This window comes from Stenotrophomonas sp. ZAC14D2_NAIMI4_7 (assembly GCF_003086675.1).
Taxonomy (GTDB): domain Bacteria; phylum Pseudomonadota; class Gammaproteobacteria; order Xanthomonadales; family Xanthomonadaceae; genus Stenotrophomonas.
Window position 1 is genome coordinate 3,654,118 of the sequence record NZ_CP025995.1, and the last position, 15,042, is coordinate 3,669,159.

12 protein-coding genes are annotated in these 15,042 nt (G+C 67.3%); 7 read left to right on the forward strand and 5 right to left on the reverse strand.

Annotated features, from left to right (window positions below):
- Window positions 1-66: 66 nt before the first annotated feature.
- Complete coding sequence (locus C1922_RS16750; RefSeq protein WP_108750800.1) at window positions 67-2,952, reverse strand: TonB-dependent receptor; 2,886 nt, start codon at window positions 2,950-2,952, stop codon at window positions 67-69.
- A 313-nt stretch (window positions 2,953-3,265) separates the two neighbouring features.
- Here C1922_RS16750 and C1922_RS16755 point away from each other — a divergent pair, with 313 nt between their 5' ends.
- The 5 genes from C1922_RS16755 to C1922_RS16775 are packed head-to-tail and all read left to right on the forward strand — an operon-like array spanning window position 3,266 to window position 10,164.
- On the forward strand, window positions 3,266-4,633 hold the full coding sequence (locus C1922_RS16755; protein ID WP_234413361.1) for a polysaccharide lyase 6 family protein: 1,368 nt from the start codon (window positions 3,266-3,268) through the stop codon (window positions 4,631-4,633).
- Window positions 4,630-6,858, forward strand: a complete 2,229-nt coding sequence (locus C1922_RS16760) for an oligoalginate lyase (RefSeq protein WP_108750802.1) — start codon at window positions 4,630-4,632, stop codon at window positions 6,856-6,858. Before C1922_RS16755 ends, C1922_RS16760 begins: the two co-directional genes overlap by 4 nt.
- Window positions 6,855-8,159: an MFS transporter gene (locus tag C1922_RS16765; protein WP_108750803.1), complete on the forward strand. Its 1,305-nt coding sequence runs from the start codon at window positions 6,855-6,857 to the stop codon at window positions 8,157-8,159. The genes C1922_RS16760 and C1922_RS16765 overlap by 4 nt, the downstream gene beginning before the upstream one ends.
- A 46-nt stretch (window positions 8,160-8,205) precedes the next feature.
- Window positions 8,206-8,958 carry a glucose 1-dehydrogenase gene (locus C1922_RS16770; RefSeq protein WP_108750804.1) on the forward strand — a complete coding sequence of 251 codons (753 nt, stop codon included), beginning with the start codon at window positions 8,206-8,208 and terminating at the stop codon, window positions 8,956-8,958.
- Window positions 8,959-8,976: 18 nt separating this feature from the next.
- Complete coding sequence (locus C1922_RS16775; RefSeq protein ID WP_108750805.1) at window positions 8,977-10,164, forward strand: GDSL-type esterase/lipase family protein; 1,188 nt, start codon at window positions 8,977-8,979, stop codon at window positions 10,162-10,164.
- Between the two features lie 106 nt (window positions 10,165-10,270).
- On the opposite strand, the gene C1922_RS16780 is transcribed toward C1922_RS16775, so the two are convergent.
- The 4 genes from C1922_RS16780 to nudE are packed head-to-tail and all read right to left on the reverse strand — an operon-like array spanning window position 10,271 to window position 12,807.
- Window positions 10,271-10,600 carry a YnfA family protein gene (locus C1922_RS16780; protein WP_108750806.1) on the reverse strand — a complete coding sequence of 110 codons (330 nt, stop codon included), beginning with the start codon at window positions 10,598-10,600 and terminating at the stop codon, window positions 10,271-10,273.
- Complete coding sequence (gene mazG / locus C1922_RS16785) at window positions 10,597-11,430, reverse strand: nucleoside triphosphate pyrophosphohydrolase (RefSeq protein WP_108750807.1); 834 nt, start codon at window positions 11,428-11,430, stop codon at window positions 10,597-10,599. Before mazG ends, C1922_RS16780 begins: the two co-directional genes overlap by 4 nt.
- A 13-nt stretch (window positions 11,431-11,443) precedes the next feature.
- Window positions 11,444-12,247: a 3'(2'),5'-bisphosphate nucleotidase CysQ gene (gene cysQ / locus C1922_RS16790; RefSeq protein ID WP_108750808.1), complete on the reverse strand. Its 804-nt coding sequence runs from the start codon at window positions 12,245-12,247 to the stop codon at window positions 11,444-11,446.
- Window positions 12,244-12,807, reverse strand: a complete 564-nt coding sequence (nudE, locus tag C1922_RS16795) for an ADP compounds hydrolase NudE (RefSeq protein ID WP_108750809.1) — start codon at window positions 12,805-12,807, stop codon at window positions 12,244-12,246. Before nudE ends, cysQ begins: the two co-directional genes overlap by 4 nt.
- A gap of 77 nt (window positions 12,808-12,884) precedes the next feature.
- Between nudE and bioA the strand changes: the two genes are divergently transcribed.
- Window positions 12,885-14,276 (forward strand): adenosylmethionine--8-amino-7-oxononanoate transaminase, encoded by a 1,392-nt coding sequence (bioA, locus tag C1922_RS16800; RefSeq protein WP_234413362.1) that lies wholly within the window; start codon window positions 12,885-12,887, stop codon window positions 14,274-14,276.
- Complete coding sequence (locus C1922_RS16805) at window positions 14,267-15,004, forward strand: 16S rRNA (uracil(1498)-N(3))-methyltransferase (protein WP_108750811.1); 738 nt, start codon at window positions 14,267-14,269, stop codon at window positions 15,002-15,004. The genes bioA and C1922_RS16805 overlap by 10 nt, the downstream gene beginning before the upstream one ends.
- The last annotated feature ends 38 nt before the right edge of the window (window positions 15,005-15,042 follow it).

Consider the following 15,042-nt stretch of genomic DNA (forward strand, 5'->3'; position numbering starts at 1 on the left):
CGGGCCACCGTGCGCGGTGCGGGTCCGGTTGGAGCGACGGCGCGACCTGTGGCCGCGCCGCCCTGTTCAGAACTTGTATCGTACACCGAAATACGCGCGTCGCCCGTAGCTCACCACTTCACGGAAGTTGCCGTAAAGCGGCTGGTAGGCCACGCGCGGTTCGTTGGTCAGGTTCATCAGCTCCAACGACAGCGACAGCTGTTTGCTGACCCGGTAGCGCATGCGCAGGTCCACGCTGGTGTTGTCATCGTAGTAGCGGTTCTGCTGCGCGGTGTTGCCGGTGAAATCCTGGTAGTAGTGCGAGCGGAACTTGCCGATGGCCTGGATGTTGAAGCGGCCGACGTCCCAGTAGATCGAGCCGGACAGCACGTGGCGCGAGAAACCGCTCAGCCCGGCCGGCGGCACGATGGCGGGAATGATGCTGCCATCGGCAGCTACCTGCTCGCCCAACCGCGAATCCTGGGTCTGGTAGTCGGCATCGGCGTAGTTGTAGCTGACCTTGAACCCCAGCCCGTCGAACGGCTTGGGCAGATAGGACAGGCGGTGGGTGGCGGTCAGCTCGAACCCGGTCAGCGTGCTGTCCTCATCGGTGGTGACCTGCTGGCGCACCGGTACGGTCACCGTCTGCCCGTTGAGGGTGTAGGTTTCCGGCACCAGCGCGGTGGCTGTGCCACCGTTGAACTGCTTCCAGTACACCGCACCGGCCAGCATCGTGTCCGGGTTCGGGTACCACTCCAGCGACAGATCGCCGTTCCAGGACATCAACGGCTGCGCCGCCGGGTTGCCGCTGGCACTGATGTCATCCAGCGCATCGGCCAGGTCGCTGTAGGTGGCATCGCTGCTGACATTGATGGTGCGCCCTGCCCCCAGCGCGGCGATATCGGGACGCGACATCGCCCGGTAGGCGCCCACCCGCAGCAGTACGTCCGGACGCAGTTCGAACGCCGCGTTCAGGCTGGGCAGCAGCTTGTCATTGCCGGCCTTGAAGACCTGGGTGGTGTAATTGCCGGTGGGCTGCAGGCGGATGGTGCCATCGCCGTTGTCCAGCACAACAAGATCGGTGCGCACGCCTTCGGAACGCACATCGGTCTTCACCCAGCGCAGGCCGACGTTGCCGCTGACCGGCAGGCCCAGCAGGGTGGTGCTGAATTCGCCCATCAGGTACAGCGCGCGGGTCTTTTCAGTGACATCGACGTTGTTGGGATCCTGGAAATCCGGATCGAGGCCGCTGGCCAGGCTGCCACGGAACGACTGGTACAGGCAGTCCGGATCGAAGTACGCCCAGGACGAGATCGTGTTGCCGCTGGAGGCGTCCATGAAGTCGTCCTGCGGGAACGGCGCACGGCACGCCTTGTTGGCCGCGATGATCTTCGCCTTGTCGTCGGCCACGCGCTGGTCGTAGTCGGTCACCAGGGTGTTGTCGCGCAGCCGGTAGTCGGCCTGGCTGGCGCGCAGCCCGCCCTTGATGCGGGTGAAGAAGCCTGACTCGGGCGTAAAGCTGGTATCGAAGCGGCCGGCCTTGATCTTGTGATCATTCTCGGTGGCGCTGGAGGTCACCCGCGCCGCACCCGAATAGGCATCCCAGTTGTTGACATCGAAGTTCGGCGCCAACGCAATGCTGGGCACCTCGCCGTGCCAATCCCAGTCGTAGTCCACGTAGCCGGTGGCGCCGCTGCTGATGCCGGGCACCACGGCGTTGTTGACGTCGCGCTGGTTGGCGCGCAGGCGGGTCATGCGCTCGCTGTCCAGGCGGTTGGTGTGCGAGTAGGAAAGATCGGTGGTCAGTTCCCAGGCCGGGCTGGGGCGCAGGATCAGGTTCAGGCCGCCACCGGTGTACTCCTCGCCGCGCCAGTAGCGGTTGGACGTGGAATCGATGGAGGTGCTGCCGTGCAGGTGGCGCACGATGCCGTTCTCGTCCACCTCGCGCTGGGTGATGCCGCGGCGGGCGTTGGACAGGCTGAGGTCGCTGCGGTTTTCATACCAGTTGCGGTCGGTATGCTCGAAGTCCACGTTCAGCTCGACCCCATCGTTGGGCCGCCACTGGATCGCGGCGAACTCGCTCTGGCGGTCGTTGCGTTCCTGCTTCAAGCGGTAGATGCGGCTGCTGGGCACCAGGTAGTACGGCGCCCCGTTGGCGATGGCCTGCGCGCTCACTTCGTTGCAGTTGGCGTTGGCCACGTTCTGCGCGCCATTGCAGGCGTACCAGGTGGAGCCGCTGGTGATGCTTTCTTCCGGGTCGGTGCCGTCCAGCCGCTGGAAGCCCAGCGAGATGCCCAGCTTCTGCCCATCGCCGAACTCGAACTGGTCGATGTAGCTGGCGGTGCCGCGGTAGCCGATCCCATCGTCGTCGCGGTACTTCTTGTCATACTCGGCCCAGCTGCCGCGCAGGTCGATCTGCGCCGCACGCTTGCCATATTCCAGCGGACGTACGGTCTCCAGGCCGATGGTGCCGGCCACGCCGCCCTCGATGATGTCCGCACGCTGGGTCTTGTAGATGGCCACCGTGTTGACCAGCTCGGCCGGGAACATGTTGAAGTTCACCGAACGATCGCCACTGCCGTTGGTGATCTCACGGCCGTTGAAATTGGTGCTGCTGAGGAACGCGCCGAGGCCGCGGATGGAAATTTCAGAAGCACCGGTCTTGTCACGGGTGGACGCGGCGCCGGTCAGGGTTTCGATGGCATCGGCCAGCGACGGTGCCGGCAGATCGCCGATGTCATCGGCCGACAGCACATCGGCAATGACCGTGTCATCGCGCTTCTTGTTGATCGAACTCTGCATGGATTCGCGGATGCCGGTGACCTGCACCTGGTCCAGCGTGGTCGCTTCCTGGCCCTGCGCGGTCGACTGCGCCTGTACGGTGGGCACGGCCGCCAGCGCTGCCAGCAGTGCCACGATCAGTGGCGTAGGGCACAACGAGGTGTTGCGTACTGCTCCGGCGGTTCGCCGCATGGTCTCCTCCTCCCAAAGGATCGCCTGGATGGCAGGCGTGGGACGCAGCTTCGGCACGCCGACGGCAAGTTGTCAACCAATTGGACTGGGTTTTTCTTAATACCTTTGTTTCAGACCAATTCACGGTCAACTTATGTGCTGATGCAGCATGACTTTGCGCGAAAGCTGGCTTACAAAAGACCTCGAAGTGGTATACATACCCGCCCCGAAACGACACTCACACCGTCCCTGGAAGGTTCGCATGCGCCTGTTATCGCTACCGCACCGCCGTTCCAAACCATTTTCGGTTTGCTGCCTGACCACTGGACTGGCAATGTGCCTGTCCACTTTTTCGGCGCAGGCCGCCAGCTGGCTGGTGCACGACGCCGCCGAGTTCACCACCGCAGCCGCCGCCCTGCAGCCCGGTGACGAGATCGTGCTGGCCGATGGCACCTGGACCGATACCCGGTTGTTGCTGAAGGGACAGGGCACGGCGGCGGCGCCGATCGTGCTGCGCGCACAGACCCCGGGCAAGGTGATCCTGAGCGGTCGCTCCGACCTTCGCCTGGCGGGCAGCTACCTGCAGGTGTCCAACCTGGTGTTCCGCGATGGCTACGCCCCGGGGGATTCGGTGGTGGCCTTCCGCGAATCGAGCAAGGGCGTGGCCACCCACAGCCGGGTAACCGGGCTGGTGATCGACGATTACAGCAACCCCGATGCCAGCGACCAGGACTACTGGGTATCGCTGTACGGCAGCCACAACCGCCTGGATCACAGCCAGCTGCGCGGCAAGACCAATGCCGGCCCGACCGTGGTGGTGGTGCGCGATGCCACCCAGGGCCTGGACAACCAGCACCGCATCGACCACACCTGGTTCGGGCCGCGCCCGGCGCTGGGCGTGAACGGGGGCGAGACGATACGCGTGGGCACCAGCGATACCTCGCTGAGCGATTCCAACAGCACCATCGAGAACAACTGGTTCGAAGGCTGCGACGGCGAAACCGAGATCATCAGCAACAAGTCCGGTGGCAATACCTATCGCGGCAATGTGTTCTACCGTTCGGCCGGTGCGCTCACCCTGCGTCATGGCAACGGCAACCGCGTGCTGGACAACGTGTTTCTGGGCGACGACAAGGCCGGCACCGGCGGCGTGCGCGTGATCAACGCCGACCAGACCGTCAGCAACAACTATTTCGAGCGCCTGGCCGGTTCCAGCAACCGCGCCGCGCTGGCGGTGATGGACGCCCAGGCCAACCCGCCACTGTCCGGCTACGCGCCGGTAGTGAACGCCACGATCAGCCGCAACACCTTCGTGGATGTGGCCAGGATCAGCTTCGGTGTCGGCCACGATCCGGCCAAGGGCCTGGACGTGGCCGCCAGCAACAGCCGCTTCAGTGCCAACCTGATCGTCAACCGCAACAGCAGGAATCCGCCCACTGCCGCCAGTTCGCTGGCGGGCATCACCTTCGCCGGCAACCTGCAGTCACCGCAGGCCAGCACGGTGTTTCCCGGCGGGGTGGCCAGCGCCACCGTGAACCTGCAACAGGCCGCCAGCAGCCTGTGGGTGCCCAGCCCTGCCCTGCCGGCCGTGGGTGCCGAGGCGGCACTGACGATGACCGCGCGCGAAGCAACCGGGGTGGACTGGTACCCCAAGGTGGGCGAGGTTGCCCTGTCACGCACCAACACCGGAGTTGATCGATGAGGTTGCAGCCGCTGTTCGTTTCCCTGGCCCTGGCCCTGCCCGCCGCCGTGTTGCCGGCCCTGCCGCTGCACGCGGCACCGGCGGCCAGCGCACGCCAGGCCGACACCGCACCGGTGCTGGTGACCGCTGCGCAATGGCAGCAGATGGCCAGCGAGGGCAGCCGTTACCCCTGGTTCGCCAAGGAGCAGGCGCGTGCGGAAAAATCACTGAAGAAGATGATGAAGGCCGGCATCGACGTGCCGGTGCCGAAGGACAAGGGCGGCGGCCGCACCCATGAACAGCACAAGCGCAATTACCAGGCGCTTCTGGCGGCCGGCACGCTGTACCGGCTGACCGGTGACAAGGCCTACGTCGACTACGCGCGCGACATGCTGCTGCAGTACGCCACGCTCTACCCCACCCTGGGCCCGCACCCGGAAGGCCGCGGACAGATTCCCGGCCGCGTGTTCTGGCAGGTGTTGAACGATTCGGTGTGGCTGGTGAACGCCATCCAGGGCTACGACGCGATCCGCGATGCGCTGCCCGCCGCCGACCGCCAGACCATCGAATCACAGGTGTTCCGGCCGATGGCCGAATTCCTGGTGAGCGAGCCAAAGAACTACGACCAGATCCACAACCATGCGACCTGGGCGGTCGCGGCCACTGGCATGACCGGCTATGTGCTGCGTGACCAGGAACTGGTGGAAAAATCGCTGCGCGGCAGCCAGAAGAATGACCAGTTCGGCTTCCTGCGGCAGGTCGACCTGCTGTTCTCGCCCGATGGCTATTACGAAGAAGGCCCGTACTACCAGCGCTATGCATTGGCGCCGTTCCTGCTGTTCGCCAACGCGATCGAACGCAATGAACCCCAGCGCAGGATCTTCCAGCGCCGTGATGGCGTGCTGCTGAAGGCGGTGGATGTGCTGGTGCAGACCAGCTATGACGGCCTGTTCTTCCCGATCAACGATGCGATCCTGGACAAGGGCATCGACACTGAAGAACTGGTGGCCGGCATCGGCATTGCCTATGCGCGCAGCGGCGATGATCGCCTGTTGTCGGTAGCGCAGAAACAGAAACGGCTGCTGCTTTCGCCCGAGGGCCTGCAGGTGGCGCAGGCCTTGGCGGCCAACAAGGCCAAACCCTTCGACTTCCGCCCCATGCTGCTGCGCGATGGCCCGGCCGGCGACCGCGGTGGCCTGGCGATCCTGCGCATGAACGGTGAGCGCGGCCAGGCGCTGGTGCAGAAGGACACCATGCAGGGCATGGGCCACGGGCATTTCGACAAGCTCAACTGGCTGTTCCATGACAACGGCAACGCGGTGGTGACCGACTACGGCGCCGCCCGCTTCCTGAACGTGGAAGCCAAGCGCGGCGGCATCTACCTGGCCGAGAACCGCAGCTGGGCCAAGCAGACCGTGGCCCACAACACCCTGGTGGTGAACGAGACCAGCCACTTCAAGGGCGACTGGAAGCGCGGCGAAGAGCATGCACCGCAGGTGCGCTTCTTCCAGGCCGACGCCGATACGCAGGTGGCCTCGGCCACCATGCGCGATGCCTACCCCGGCGTGGTGTTCACCCGCACCCAGGCGCTGCTGCGCCATCCCGAACTGGGCCTGCCGGTGGTGCTGGACCTGCTGCAGGTGCACGGCGACAAGGCCGCGCGCTACGACCTGCCGCTGCACTTCAACGGCCACATCGTCACCACCGGCTTCGAGGCCGAGCATTTCCCGGCGCAGCGCCCGGTGCTGGGCAGCGACAACGGCTACCAGCACCTGTGGCTGGATGCGCGCAGCAAGCCCGGCAGTGAACCGCGCACGCTGGCCTGGCTGCTGGATGGGCGCTTCTACACCTACCGCTTCGGCAGCAGCGCGCCTGCACAGGCGCTGCTGGTGGAAAGTGGCGCCAACGACCCGGAGTTCAACCTGCGGCGCGAACCGGCCCTGCTGCAGCGCGTGGAAGGGCAGAAGGACGTGACCTTCTACAGCGTGCTGGAGCCGCATGGCGAGTACAACGGCACCGCCGAGTACGTGCACGGCGCCGACAGCCGCATCAAGGACATCGTGCGCAGCCGTGGCAGCGATGCCGAGGTGATCGAACTGCGCCTGGCCAGCGGTGCGCGCATCGCCCTGGGCGTGGCCGACGACAGCACCGCCAAGGGCGAGCACAGCGTGACCGTAGATGGCCACGTCTACCGCTGGAGCGGCAGCCACGCGCGCATGGACCGCAGCAAGGGTGACGCGCGATGAACGGCCCGGCGGTGGTGTCCAGCCTGCGCAAGGTGCCGGTACGTTCGGCGGTGCGCTGGTTGATCGTCGGCCTGATTGCCGTGGCCACGGTGATCAACTACATCGACCGCAACGCCTTGGCGGTGATGTGGCCGGAGATCGCCAAGGAAGTGGGCGCAACCAAGGATGACTACGCGCTGCTGGTGACCGTGTTCATGCTGTTCTACGCGGCCGGCCAGTTCCTGTTCGGCCGCCTGTTCGACATGATCGGCACGCGGCTGGGCTTCGCCCTGTCGATCAGCGTGTGGTCGATCTCCATCGCCCTGCATGCGGTCACCCATTCGATCCTGTCCTTCAGCCTGGTGCGCGCGATGCTGGGCATCAGCGAGGCCGGTGCATGGCCGGGCGCGGTGAAAGCCAATGCGGAATGGTTCCCGGCCCGCGAACGGGCGCTGGCGCAGGGCGTGTTCAATGCAGGTGCGTCGGTCGGCGCGATTGTCTCGGCGCCGGCCATCGCCGGCCTTTACCTGTGGCTGGGCTGGCGTGGCACCTTCGTGCTGGTCGGTGCCATCGGCTTCCTGTGGCTGCTGCCGTGGCTGTTCGTCTACCGCGCCGGCCCGGACAGGCACCCGTGGGTGAGCGACGCCGAACGTCGCCTGATCATGGAAGACCAGGCCGGGCAGCAGGCGGTGGTCGCGCCGAAGGTGAGCGTGCGTGCGCTGCTGGCCCATCGGCAGAGCTGGGGCATGCTGGCCTGCCGTTTCCTGCTGGACCCGATCTGGTGGCTGTTCGTTTCGTGGCTGCCGATCTACCTGGCCGAAACGTTCGGCTTTGACATCAAGCAGATCGGCCTGTTCGCCTGGGTGCCCTTCGTCGGCGCCATGCTGGGCAGCCTGAGCGGTGGCTGGCTGTCGGGCCGGCTGATCCGCGCCGGGCACAGCGTGGACCGCGCGCGCAAGCTGTCCATCTCGCTGGGCTGCGTGATCATGGCCCCGGCCCTGCTGGGCGCGGTGCTGGCCAACCAGCCGCTGCTGGCGGTGCTGGCCATTGCCGCGGTGCTGTTCGGCTTCCAGGTAGCGATCGGCAACATCCAGACCCTGCCGGGCGACCTGTTTGACGGTCGTTCGGTGGGCACCCTGGCCGGGCTGGGTGGGCTGGCCGCCGTGGCCGGCACCCTGATCACCACCTGGCTGGTGCCGGTGCTGACCCGCCATTCCTACGCCCCGATCTTCATCCTCGTCGCCGCGCTGGTGCCGCTGTCGCTGGCCGCGCTCTGGTGGTGGACCGGACCGATCCACAAGCTTGACCGCCGTGGCGGCTGAGCACGCGTTTCCCTTTCATTCCCCCGCAAACCAAGGAGTTTCCCGCATGTCGTTCCAGGACAAGGTGGCCATCGTCACCGGTGGTGGCCGTGATATCGGTCGCGCCGTCTCGATCAAGCTGGCTGCAGCCGGTGCCCGCGTGTGCATCAACTACGCCAACGACGAAGCCAGCGCGCAGGACACGCTGGCCGCCATCCAGGCCGCCGGTGGCCAGGCCATCGTGCACCGCGCCGATGTGACCGACGCTGCTGCCGTGGCCGGCCTGGTGGCCGCCGCCCAGGCCGCCTTCGGCGAGCGCATCGATCTGCTGGTGAACGTGGCCGGCGGCATGGTGCAGCGCCGCCCGCTGGCCGAGATCGACCCGGCGTTCTTCCACACGGTGATGGACCTCAACCTGACCTCGACCTACCTGACCACCCACGCGGTGGTGCCGCACATGGGCGAAGGCGCGGCCATCGTCAATTTCGCTTCGCAGGCCGGCCGCGATGGCGGTGGCCCGGGCGCGTCTATCTACGCCACTGCCAAGGCGGCGGTAATGACCTTCACCCGCGCCATGGCCAAGGAACTGGGTCCGAAGGGCATCCGCGTGAATGCGCTGTGCTGCGGCATGATCGCCACCCGCTTCCATGACGAATTCACCAAGCCGGAAGTGCGCACCGCCGTCGCCGGCAACACCCCGCTGCGCCGCCAGGGCGTGCCGGAAGAGGCGGCAGATGCGGCGGTGTTCCTGGCCTCGGACGCAGCGGCCTTCATCACCGGTGCGAACCTGGATGTAAACGGCGGCACCTACTTCTCCTGACCTGAGCGGACACGTCCCATGCAGCGCTGGATCACCCTGCTTTCGCTGGCTCTCGGCGCTGCCGTGGCCGCCCCCGTCGCCCAGGCCGCACCGGTCTGGGTGACCGCCTGGACCGCGTCACCGGCACCGGACCGCAAGGACGGCACCGCCGAGGCGCCGGTGCAGTTCGCCGCGCAGACGGTACGCCAGGACATGCGCGTAGGCAGCCGTGGCGATGCGCTGCGGCTGCGCATCAGCAATGAGCTGGGCACCACGCCGCTGCGCGTGGAAGATGTGCGCGTGCAGTTGAAGGGTGGAAAGGCCGCGCCGCTGGCGGTGACGGTGGATGGACGCAGCGCGATCGAGGTGCCGGTGGGCGCAGCGCTGCTGAGCGATCCGCTGCCGCTGCGGCTGGGCGCGCTGCAGGAAATCAGCGTGACCGCGTGGTTCCCGCAGCCGACACGGCCGGCCGTGCGCCGCACGGTGGTGCGGGTGGTGGATGGCCAGCAGGCCAGCGTGGCCGACGCGGTGAAGGTGAGTTACCAGCAGAACGTGTTTTCGGCGGTGCTGGTGCAACGCGCCGACCGACCGCAGGTGATCGTGGCCCTGGGCGATTCGATCACCGAAGGGGCCACGGCCCGGCGCGGTTCGTTCAACCAATGGCCCGAGCGGCTGGGCGAGCGCCTGCAACAGGCCTGCCCGGACCGTTTCGTGGTGCTCAACCAAGGCATCAGCGGCAACAAACTGCTGGACCACGGTCGCAGCCACAGCGCGCTGTCACGATTGGATCGCGACGTGATCGCGGTGGCTGATGCCGATCAGGTGATCCTGTTCGAAGGCATCAATGACATCCGCAACGGCGGGGGCGCCAAGCCGCTGCCGGGGCGCAACGCAGCAGACATGCTGCTGGGCTACCGGCAGGTGGCGGCGCGGCTGCAGGCGCACGGCATCCGCGCGTGGCTGGGTACGCTGACCCCGTTTGGCGGTTCCGAGCGTTACGAGCCGGTGTCGGCAGCGACCCGCACGGCCATCAACCAGTGGGCGCGTGGCAAGGACACCGGCTTCGATGGCGTGGTCGATTTCGACGCGGCGCTACGTGACCCGGCGGCGCCGGAAGCCTTGCCGGCCGACATCACCCGCGACCACCTGCACCCCAACGACGAGGGCTATCGGCGCATGGCCGAAGCGATCGACCTGCGCATGCTGGGCTGCCAGGCCTCGCCGTGAACCGCTGTTGTAGAGTCGAGCCATGCTCGACCGCCCCTGCGTCGTAGGGTCGAGCTTGCTCGACTGATTCCAGCAGAAGCAGTCGAGCATGGCTCGACTCTACCGTTCACGGGGCGGTGGCGCGCGGGCCGAACATGATCACGGCCATGCCGGCCAGGCACAGGGCGGCGCCCAGCAGATCCCAGCGGCTGGGGCGGATGCCGTCCACCAGCCACAGCCAGAACAGCGCGGTGCCGATGTACACGCCACCGTAGGCGGCGTACACGCGCCCGCTGGCGGTGGGGTGCAGGGTCAGCAGCCAGGCGAACAGGGCCAGGCTGGCCGCCGCCGGCAGCAGCAGCCACGCGCTGCCGCCCTTGCGCAGCCAAAGCCACGGTAGATAGCAGCCGACAATCTCGGCCAGCGCGGTCAGCAGGAACAGGCCCAGCGTTTTCACGCTTTTTCCGCGGCCTTGGCATGCTGCCAGAGGGCTTCCTGCGCATCCAGGTCCAACGCCGCCAGCGCTTCACCCTGCGCCTCGGCCTGCGCTTCCATGGCGCGGAAGCGGCGCTCGAACTTGTGGTTGGCCCCACGCAGGGCCGCGCCCAGGTCGATGTCGGCATGCCGGGCCAGGTTGGCGCAGACGAACAGCAGGTCGCCCAGTTCCTCCTGCAGCCGTGCCTTGTTGCCGGCAACATCACCGCGCTCGAATTCCTCGCGCAATTCCTGCAGTTCCTCGGCGGCCTTGTCCAGCACCGGTAACGGGCCCGGCCAATCGAAGCCGACCCGCGCGGCGCGTGCCTGCAGTTTCACCGCACGCTGCCATTCGGGCAGCCCACGCGAGATGCCGGCCAGCGCCGAGCCATCCTGGTCACCCTTGGCCGCGCGTTCGGCACGCTTGATCGCGTCCCAGTTGCGCATCACGCCATCGGCGTCGTCCACGTTCACATCGGCGAACACGTGCGGGTGGCGGCGCTGCATCTTGTCACTGATCGCGCGGGCGACATCGGCGAAGGCGAAGCTGCCCTGCTCTTCGGCCATGCGCGCATGGAACACTACCTGCAGCAGCAGGTCGCCCAGTTCATCGCACAAGTCGTCGAAGTCGCCGCGATCGATGGCATCGGCCACTTCGTAGGCCTCTTCGATGGTGTAAGGCGCAATGGTGCTGAAATCCTGCTGCAGATCCCACGGGCAGCCGCCCTGCGGATCGCGCAGGCGCGCCATGATGCCCAGCAGGCGCTCCAGTTCGGTGCTGGCGGCACTGCCGGCGGTGGGGGTATCGCTCATGCAGCCTCCAGGTTCAGTCGGTCAACCAGTCGCGCCACGGCAGGCTGGTGTCGCCCAGGGCGATGAAATCGCCATTGAGCAGCGTGCTGCGGCGGTTGTAGCGGAAGGGCTTGCCGGTACGCGCCGACAGCACGGCACCGCCGGCAGCGTGCAGCACGCACTGGCCGGCGGCGGTATCCCATTCGGAGGTGGGCCCCAGCCTCGGGTAGACGTCGAGCCCGCCTTCGGCAATGCGGCAGAATTTCAGCGACGAGCCCTGCACCACCGTTTCGATGTCGCCCATGCGCTGCAGCAGCGCAATGGTTTCCGGCGAGCGGTGCGAACGGCTGGCCGCCACCCGCAGCGGGGTCGCGGCAGGGCTGCGGGTGCGCAGCACGGTGTCGTGCAGGCCCTGTCGCCGGTACGCCAGTTCGCCGCGCATGGCGTGCCAGACGATGCCGGTGACCGGCGCCTGCACCACGCCGAACGCCGGTGCCCCCTGGTAGATCAGCGCGATGTTGACGCTGAACTCACCGTTGCGCTTGACGAAATCGCGGGTGCCATCCAGCGGATCGACCAGCCAGTAGGCGCCCCAGTGCTGGCGTTGTTCCCAGGGCACCAGCGCCGATTCTTCGGAAAGGATGGGCAGATCCGGGGTGAGCTGACGCAGGCCCTGCTGGATGACACGGTCGGCGGCCAGGTCGGCCGCGGTGACCGGGCTGTCGTCGGCCTTCAGGGTCACGTCGAAACCGCTGCTGTAGACCTGCATGATCGCCTGCCCGGCTTCCTGGGCGATGGCGATGGCGGTCTCGCGCAGCTCGGTGGTCAGCTTGATCATCGCGCCGCCTGCAGCCACTGCCGCGCGATGAACAACGCGGCCAGCGAACGGCCTTCGGAAAAGTCTTCGCGCAGCATCAGCTGGTCCAGCTCGGCCAGCTTCCACGGCACCACTTCCAGCTCTTCGGGCTCATCGCCGGCCAGCTTTTCCGGGTACAGGTCGCGGGCCACCACCAGCCACGACTGGTGGCTCATGTAGGTCGGGGCCAGGGTCATCGCGCGCAGCACGTCCACGCGCCGCGCACCGTAACCGGCCTCTTCCTTCAGTTCGCGGTCGGCGGCCTGTTCCGGGGTTTCGCCCGCGTCGATCCGGCCCTTCACCAGGCCCAGTTCGTAGCGGTGTACGCCGGCGGCGTATTCACGCACCAGCAGTACGGTCTGGTCATCCAGCATCGGCACCACCACCACCGCGCCGTGGCCGCGGCTGACCAGGCGCTCGAAGCGCCGGTGTTCGCCGTTGGAAAACTCCAGGTCCAGGTGCTGGCGCTGGAACGGGCCGTTTTCCTCGTCGGTGATCCGATGGATGATCGGCAGGCGACGGCTGGCGCGGTCATCGGTCATTCGGACTCTCCACGGCGGGCGGCGCGCGCGCCGGGGCCGATAGAATGGGCAGGCAGCAACATGTTCATGAGCCCGAAATGCTAGCAGACCCAACCCCTTCCCCGCTGGCCCGGCAGTGGCGGCAACGCGACCTGCAGGTGCTCTGGCACCCCTGCACGCAGATGCGCGAGCACCCCGACACCCTGCCGCTGGTGCCGATCGCGCGCGGCCAGGGCGCCTGGCTGATCGATCACGACGGCAACCGGTATCTGGATGCGGTCAGCAGCTGGTGGACAAACCTGTTCGGTCACGCTGAACCACGCATCGGCGGCGCCATTGCCGCCCAGGCCCGGCAGCTGGAGCAGGTGATGCTGGCCGGGTTCAGTCATGAACCGGCGATCACTCTGGCCGAGCGCCTGCTGACGCTGGCGCCGCGCCAGGCCGGTCGCGACCCGCTGGCCAAGGTGTTCTTCGCCGACAACGGCTCGGCCGGGGTGGAAGTGGCGCTGAAGATGGCCTTCCAGTATTTCCAGAACCGCGGCGAGCGCCGGCGCACGCGTTTCATCGCGCTGGAGAACGGTTACCACGGCGAAACCCTGGGCGCGCTGGCGCTGGGCGATATCCCGCTGTACCGCCGCGTGTATGCGCCGCTGCTGGCCGAGGGCCTGTTCGCGCCCTCGCCCGATGCCTACCTGGCCGAGCCCGGGCAGAGCGCCGCTGGGCGCGCGCTGCAGGCCGCCGACGGTCTGGCCACGCTGTTCGACCAGCACCCGGGCGAAATCTGCGCGGTGATCCTGGAGCCGCGGCTGCAGTGCGCCGGCGGCATGCGCATGCACGACCCGATCTATCTGAAACGGGTGCGCGAGCTGTGCGACGCGCACGGTGCATTCATGATCGCCGATGAGATCGCCACCGGCTTTGGCCGCACCGGCACCCTGTTCGCCTGCGAACAGGCCGGGGTGATGCCCGACCTGATGTGCCTGTCCAAGGGCCTGACCGGCGGCTTCCTGCCGCTGGCTGCGGTACTGGCCACGCAGGCGCTGTACGACGCCTTCCTGGACGATTCACGCGAGCGTGCGTTCCTGCACTCGCACAGCTATACCGGCAACCCGCTGGCCTGCGCGGCTGCCCTGGCCACGCTGGACATCTTCCGCGACGAGGACGTGATTGCACGCAACCGCGGCATCGCCTCGGTGATGGGCGCCCTGGCCGCGCCGCTGGCCGACCATGCGCACGTGGCCGATGTGCGCCAGGCCGGCATGGTGGTTGCGTTTGAACTGTCGCGCAACGGCGATCGCCGCACCCCGTTCGACCCGGCCCTGCGGCTGGGCCTGCATGCCTACAAGGCGGCGCTGAAGCGCGGCGTGGTGCTGCGCCCGCTGGGCGATGTGCTGTACTGGATGCCACCGTATTGTGTGGACGACGAACAACTGGAACTGCTGGCCCACACCACGCTGGCAGCCATCGACGAGGCAATTGCATGCGCGTGACCCGCTGTCCCATCGACCTGCCGCTGCACAGCGGCCAGACCCTGACGCTGCCCGAAGACACCGCCAACCACCTGGTACGGGTGATGCGCCTGCGCGAAGGCGATGCCTGCGTGCTGTTCAATGGCGATGGCCACGACTACAGCGCCGTGCTGACCTTGGCCGGCAAGCGCGAGGTGCAGGTACGCATCGATGCAGTGCAGGCGGTGGACAATGAATCGCCGCTGGCCATCACCCTGCTGCAGGGCATTGCCCGTGGCGAGAAGATGGACCTGATCCTGCAGAAGGCCACCGAGCTGGGCGTCAGCGCCATCGTGCCGGTCAATGCCGAGCGTACCGAGGTGAAGCTGGACGCGGCGCGTGCGGAAAAGCGCGTGGCGCACTGGAACAACGTGGTGACCTCGGCCTGCGGGCAGTCCGGCCGCGCGCGCATTCCGCAGGTGGGTTCGCCGCTGTCGCTGGCGCAGGCATCAGCCGCGCTGCCGGCCGACACCCTGCGCTTGACCCTGGACCCGTTGGGCAGCCACCGCCTGTCGACCCTGCAGGCCGCACCGGCGGGGGGCGTGGTGATCGCCATCGGGCCCGAAGGTGGCTGGTCGCCGCGTGACCGCGAGCAGCTGGCCCAGGCCGGCTTCCAGGGCCTGCAGCTGGGGCCACGCATCCTGCGCACGGAAACCGCCGGCCTGGCCGCGATTGCGGCGTTGCAGGCGCGGCTGGGGGATCTGGGGTAAGGGGCGCGTCCCGCGAGCGAAGTGCCGACCAAGATCGG